The organism is Caldicoprobacter sp. (assembly GCF_047459465.1).
In the GTDB taxonomy this organism is placed as follows: Bacteria; Bacillota; Clostridia; order Caldicoprobacterales; family Caldicoprobacteraceae; genus Caldicoprobacter.
This window is the reverse complement of record NZ_VSCO01000107.1, coordinates 1-6,250: the sequence shown is the minus strand read 5'-3', so window position 1 is coordinate 6,250 and position 6,250 is coordinate 1. Positions and strand designations below refer to the sequence as shown.

6 protein-coding genes are annotated in these 6,250 nt (G+C 44.4%); 4 read left to right on the top strand and 2 right to left on the bottom strand.

The window, feature by feature from the left end; all coding sequences use genetic code 11:
• The 3 genes from FWJ59_RS07195 to FWJ59_RS07185 all read left to right on the top strand — a co-directional run.
• On the top strand, positions 1-498 hold a 498-nt coding region (locus FWJ59_RS07195), incomplete at its 5' end, for a toprim domain-containing protein (protein ID WP_414481273.1).
• A 29-nt stretch (positions 499-527) separates the two neighbouring features.
• Entirely contained in the window at positions 528-2,963 is a 2,436-nt protein-coding gene (gyrA, locus tag FWJ59_RS07190) for a DNA gyrase subunit A (protein WP_414481272.1), read from the top strand.
• A gap of 109 nt (positions 2,964-3,072) precedes the next feature.
• A complete protein-coding gene (locus tag FWJ59_RS07185; protein WP_414481271.1) occupies positions 3,073-4,143 on the top strand; it encodes a branched-chain amino acid aminotransferase in 1,071 nt (356 codons plus the stop codon).
• A 48-nt stretch (positions 4,144-4,191) separates the two neighbouring features.
• Here the strand turns inward: FWJ59_RS07185 and FWJ59_RS07180 are convergent, their stop codons facing one another.
• Positions 4,192-4,506 carry a spore coat protein gene (locus FWJ59_RS07180; protein ID WP_414481270.1) on the bottom strand — a complete coding sequence of 105 codons (315 nt, stop codon included), beginning with the start codon at positions 4,504-4,506 and terminating at the stop codon, positions 4,192-4,194.
• Between the two features lie 25 nt (positions 4,507-4,531).
• On the bottom strand, positions 4,532-4,744 hold the full coding sequence (locus FWJ59_RS07175; protein WP_414481269.1) for a ferritin family protein: 213 nt from the start codon (positions 4,742-4,744) through the stop codon (positions 4,532-4,534).
• Between the two features lie 215 nt (positions 4,745-4,959).
• Between FWJ59_RS07175 and FWJ59_RS07170 the strand changes: the two genes are divergently transcribed.
• Positions 4,960-6,250: G5 domain-containing protein (locus FWJ59_RS07170; RefSeq protein WP_414481268.1), on the top strand; the 1,291-nt coding region annotated here is incomplete at its 3' end.

The following is a 6,250-nucleotide window of genomic DNA, read 5'->3' as shown; positions in this document are numbered from 1 at the left end:
GCCATGGTGACGGCTTTTGGTACGGGCATCGACAATGAGTTTGATATCAGCAAGCTCCGCTACCACAGGATCATATGCATGACCGATGCGGATGTTGATGGAAGCCATATACGCACATTGCTCCTTACGTTCTTTTACCGGTATATGAGACCTCTTATAGAAAACGGCCACGTATATATAGCCCAACCTCCTCTATACAAGGTGGCCAAGGGTAAACAAGAATACTATGTCTATAGCGATGCCGAATTGGAAAAGTTGCTAAACGATATAGGCCGTGATGGCATTGAAATACAGCGATATAAAGGTTTGGGTGAAATGAACCCCGAACAGCTATGGGAGACCACCATGAATCCTGAAACCAGGACCATACTAAAAGTTAAGCTGGAGGATGCCATAGCAGCCGATGAGATATTCACCATACTCATGGGAGAAAAGGTTGAACCCAGGCGCGAATTTATTGAGAAAAACGCAAAATTGGTAAGAAATCTGGACATATAAAACTCTATAAGTAAAGGAGAATGTTTGCCATGGATTTCACAAACCAGAAAGTGATAGAGGTAAATATAGAAGATGAGGTAAAGCGCTCCTTCATCGATTATGCCATGAGCGTTATAGTGAGCCGCGCGCTTCCGGATGTCAGGGATGGCTTAAAGCCTGTTCACAGGCGGATACTCTATTCCATGTTTGAGCTTGGCATCACTCCCGATAAGCCGTATAGGAAATCTGCCAGAATCGTTGGCGATGTGTTGGGTAAATATCATCCCCACGGAGACGCAGCGGTTTATGATGCAATGGTGCGCATGGCCCAGGATTTTTCCATAAGATACCCTCTTGTGGATGGCCATGGCAATTTCGGTTCTGTAGATGGTGATGCGCCGGCTGCCATGCGTTATACCGAAGCAAGGCTGTCTAAGATTGCCATGGAGCTCATGGCCGATATAGAAAAAGATACGGTAGATTTCATGCCCAACTTTGATGAGACTTTGAAGGAACCCACCGTGCTTCCTTCAAAATTTCCCAATCTGCTGGTAAACGGTTCGTCAGGTATTGCAGTAGGAATGGCTACCAACATTCCTCCCCATAATTTGGGGGAAGTGATAGACGGTACCATTGCCCTCATCGATAATCCTGACATTACGGTAGAACAGCTGATGAAATATATAAAGGGGCCTGACTTTCCCACCGGCGGTATAATTCTTGGGAAAGAGGGCATACGGGAGGCCTATTTTACTGGGAAAGGGCGCATAAAGACCAGGGCAAAAGCCGAGATTGAAGAGATGGAAAATGGCAGATCCCGGATAGTGGTTACAGAAATACCTTATCAGGTGAATAAGGCAAAATTGATCGAAAGGATTGCTGAACTAGTACGGAATAAGAGCATAGAGGGCATATCGGATATAAGGGATGAATCGGATAAATCTGGCATGCGGATAGTGATTGAGCTTAAGAAGGATACCAATCCCAATGTGGTCTTGAATTACCTGTACAAGCATACCCAGATGCAGGAGACATTTGGGGTCATCATGCTGGCTTTGGTGGATGGGCAGCCCAAAATCATGAACCTCAAGGAAATGCTGACCCATTATATTCTTCATCAAAAAGAGGTTATAACCCGTCGTACCCGTTATGACCTTGATAAGGCACAGGCAAGGGCGCATATACTGGAAGGCTTGCTTATTGCGTTGGATCATATAGATGCGGTGATTTCATTGATTCGCAGTTCCAGAACCGTTCAGATTGCAAAAGAGGGATTGATGAAGAATTTCTCGTTGACCGAAAAGCAAGCTCAAGCCATACTTGATATGCGCCTGCAAAGGCTCACTGGATTGGAGCGGGAGAAGGTCCAGCAGGAATACGCAGAGCTCCAAAACACCATAAAATACCTGCAGGAAGTTTTGGCCAATGAATCCATGGTGTATGGCATCATAAAAGAGGAGCTGCTGGCAATCAAAGAAAAGTATAATGACGAGCGAAGGACGGTAATTTCTTCGGCGTCCGATGAAATAGATGTTGAAGACTTGATTCAGGAACAAGATGTAGTAATTACCTTGACCCATTATGGGTATGTGAAGAGAACACCTCTTAGCGTGTATAAGAGCCAGCACCGTGGCGGACGGGGAATTGTCGCTCTTCAAACCCGGGAAGACGATTTTGTAGAAGACATATACGTTACCTCTACCCATGACAGGCTGTTATTCTTTTCCAGCTTGGGCAAGGTTTATGAGCTCAAAGCTTATGAGATACCGGAGGCTGGTAGACAGGCTCGGGGAACGCCTATAATAAATCTGATCCAGGTAGTTCCAGGGGAAAGGATACAGGCGGTAATCCCCGTAAGGGACGTGGATGACAAGAAATATATTGTGATGGCCACCCGAAAAGGGTACATCAAGAAAAGCCCCATTGAGGAATTTATAAATATACGTAAAGGAGGGCTTGTGGCCATCACCCTTCGAGAGGATGATGAGCTGATACAGGCGCAGCTGACCGATGGTCATAGGGAGATAATAATGGCATCTCATAACGGTATGGCCATTCGCTTCCATGAGTCGGAGGTACGTCCCATGGGCAGAGCGGCTATGGGGGTAAAGGGTATGGAGCTGGAGAAAGGAGATTATATCGTCGGGATGGACCTGGTAAGAGAAGGAGCCTATGTCCTTTCCATAAGCGAAAATGGATATGGGAAGAAGACGCCTATTGACGAATATAGGGTACAGGGTCGTGGTGGAAAGGGCATCATAACCATGAACACCACCAAGAAGACGGGGAAAATGGTGGCTTTAAAGGTAGTTACCGATGAAGACCTCATGATCATCAATTCGGAGGGAGCGGTTATACGCATAGATTCCAGGGAGGTTGTCAGCAGCGGCAGAAACACCCAAGGGGTTGTTCTTATGAAGCTGGACGAAGGGGTATCGGTGGTTTCTGTTGCAAGAGTTAAGCGTTCTGAAGATGAGGAAGATTGATAAACCAAAAAAATGAATTTACCATATGGAAAAGGTACCATAGAAGTGATATAATCTACCAATAATGAATTTTTATGCACTTTATATTAGAGCAGTGGGAGGCGTTTTTATGGCCCATATTAAATTTATAAGGAATCAAAATCCAAAGCCTAAGCCCAAAAATGAGGAGCTCAGGTTTGGCACTGTATTTACTGATCACATGTTCGTTATGGATTACAGCGTAGAAAAAGGATGGCATGACCCCAGAATTATACCCTATGGTCCGGTAAGCTTTGAGCCTTCTGCTATGGTATTTCATTATGGGCAGGCTATTTTTGAAGGATTGAAGGCGTATAGAAATATAAGAGGAGAAATAGTCACCTTCCGCCCCATGGATAACATTTCTCGCCTAAATCGGTCGGCTGAAAGGCTGTGTATACCTCAGGTGGACGAAGAGCTGTTATGGGAAGGCTTGAAGGCGTTGCTGGAGGTTGAAAAAGATTGGGTTCCCGAGGCAGAAGGTACTGCCCTTTATATCAGGCCTTTTATAATTGCCACCGATCCCTATTTGGGCGTAAGGCCATCAAACACTTATAAGCTGTTTATCATACTCTCTCCAGTGGGAGCGTACTATGCCGAAGGATTTAAGCCTGTGAAGATATACGTTACCGATAAGTACGTGCGGGCTGCAAAGGGTGGTTTAGGATATACCAAGGCTGCTGCTAACTATGCTGCTAGTCTTTATGCTGCTGAAGAGGCCAAGAAAAAAGGATATACCCAGGTATTGTGGCTGGATGCGTGTCACCACAAATACGTGGAGGAAGTTGGCACCATGAATATATTCTTTAAGATAGATGGTGTAATAGTGACGCCATCGCTGGAAGGCGGCAGCATACTCCCGGGCATTACCCGTGATTCGGTAATCACCCTGGCCAGGTCTATGGGCTATAAAGTGGAGGAGAGGCTGATTTCCATAGATGAAGTATTTGAAGCCCACGAAAGGGGTAAGCTTGAGGAAGTGTTTGGTACTGGCACCGCTGCCGTTATATCGCCCGTTGGGGAGCTCAATTGGAATGATAGGATCATACAGATAAACGATGGCGATATGGGTGAATTTTCCAAGCTGATGTATGATAAACTGACAGGCATTCAATATGGCAGAGAAGAGGACAAGTTCGGCTGGGTAAAAAAGATATGTTAACGGGTTTAGTAAAAGGGGTACATGAGTTGATACCCCTTTTACTGTTTTTCACCCTCGATTTTGTACTTTCTGTTCGAGCTTTTGGAGATTACTTTGCATTTGGCTTGAAATTTGCTGGTCTACATCTTGCTTGGCAGCCTGGCTGGGATGGGCGGCTTCTACAGGGTACCAGCCGCGCTGGTGCATGGCTTCAAAGAATAGTTGCGCATGGTCCTGTTCTTCCTGTTGAATGTGCTGTAAGGCCTGTTTTATGTTTTGGTTAACCGATTCTATAATGGCGTTGTTATACGCATCTGAAATGTATTTTTCCGTCATAATGGAATCGTAAAGCATTTCCCTTTCGCTCAGTTGATTTTGAGGCATGGCCTTCCCTCCCTTCTGCATATTTTTATCGCTGGGTCGGCGGGTTGAAACCACCTTGCTGGAGCAACATTTTAATGGTGTTTGCGTGCTGTTCTTCCTGTTTTGCTACCAGATCAAAAAGATGCTTAATCTCCGGATCTACTGCCTGGGCAGCATATGCTCTGTATTTGTTGATGCACATATATTCTGCTTGAAGCTGATCCTCCAGCAATATCTTCTCTTTGTTTGTAAGCTCCATTCCCGCTTATCCTCCTTTCTTTTGAATAGTTTTTCCTAAAATCCGATTTTAATAAATCAAAAATTCTGTGAAAAAATTTAATTGAAAAAGAAGGATTTTTAAGAAATGTGTAGAACTATAGAAATATGGTTTCGTAATATTTTTGTAAAAAATATTTAACAATTATTAATAGTTGATTAAAGAGGGAAAGAGGGTGTAGTGGAAGGCGAAGCAAAATGAAGAGAAACGTTATTGTATTTGTGATGGCATGCTTTATATTTTTAACGGGGTTTACTTATAGCTATGAGGTGGATGATAACACAACGGGCTACGCCATGTACGTCAACGATGTGGAAGTGGGCGTATTAAAATCAGCAGCTAAAGGGCTGAGCATCTACGATGAAGTTATAGAAGGCATAAAGGATAAATATGGGGGTCAGAAAATATACATAGGAGCCAAAGTTTATTTTAAAGAAAGAGAGAAGTATAGTGGCCTGTTTACAAGTGAATACGATTTGGCAAGGAATATACAGCAAGTTGTGGAGATAAAGACTGATGCATTTGCCATAACAGTGGATGGACAGCCGGTCTGTTTTCTAAAGACTTATGATGAAGCTGAAGAAGTACTGGAACGGGTTAAGGATTCCTATCGCTTAACGGTGGGACAATCTGAAGATACGGTATTGGAGGATATAGGATTTAAGGAAAGCGTAGAGATTATTCCCCAAACGGTGCTTTATAGCAGTGTTGTGGACGTTGATAAAGCTTTTAAGATAGTCACTACAGGTACAGCAGAGGTTCAGGAATATGAAGTAAAAGAAGGGGATACGCTGTGGGATATTGCACGGAACCATGACATGAGAGTAGCCGATATTCAAGCAGCCAATCCGGGTTTGAAGCCTGAAATGATAAGGCCAGGGCAAAAGCTCAAGCTGCAAGCTCTCAAAAGCCTTGTGACAGTGGTGACCCATGAAAAGGTGACATATACCGAGGAGATACCGTTCAATACCGTCGTCAAAAATACCTCCAGCCTGTATAAAGGCCAGAAAAAGATAGAGCAGAAAGGCCAGAAGGGGCAGAAACAGATAGAAGTCTATATAACAAGGGAAAACGGAGTAGAGGTATCCCGTGAGAAGATAGGCGAAACCGTATTAAAACAACCGGTGGATCAAATAGAGCTGGTAGGGACGAAAAGCAAGCCTGTAAGCAGTACATCTAACCGAAATTATACAAGGCCCTCGGATCTTACGCCTATTTCAAGGGATGGGGTGGAGATGACGCCTTGGTTCGGCGGAGCCGATAAGATTTTTACCAGGGGTTCCATAGCTAAAGTTACTCATGTAAAAACAGGACTGACTTTTTATGTAAAGCGCCGTGGTGGAACCAACCATGCTGACTGTGAGCCGTTAACAGCTGCAGATACCGCTGTTATTAAACGCATATACGGAGGTAGCTTTAGTTGGAGCCGCGAGCCCATAATAGTGCAGGTGAATGGGAAGAAGATGGCGGCTTCCATGAATGGTATGC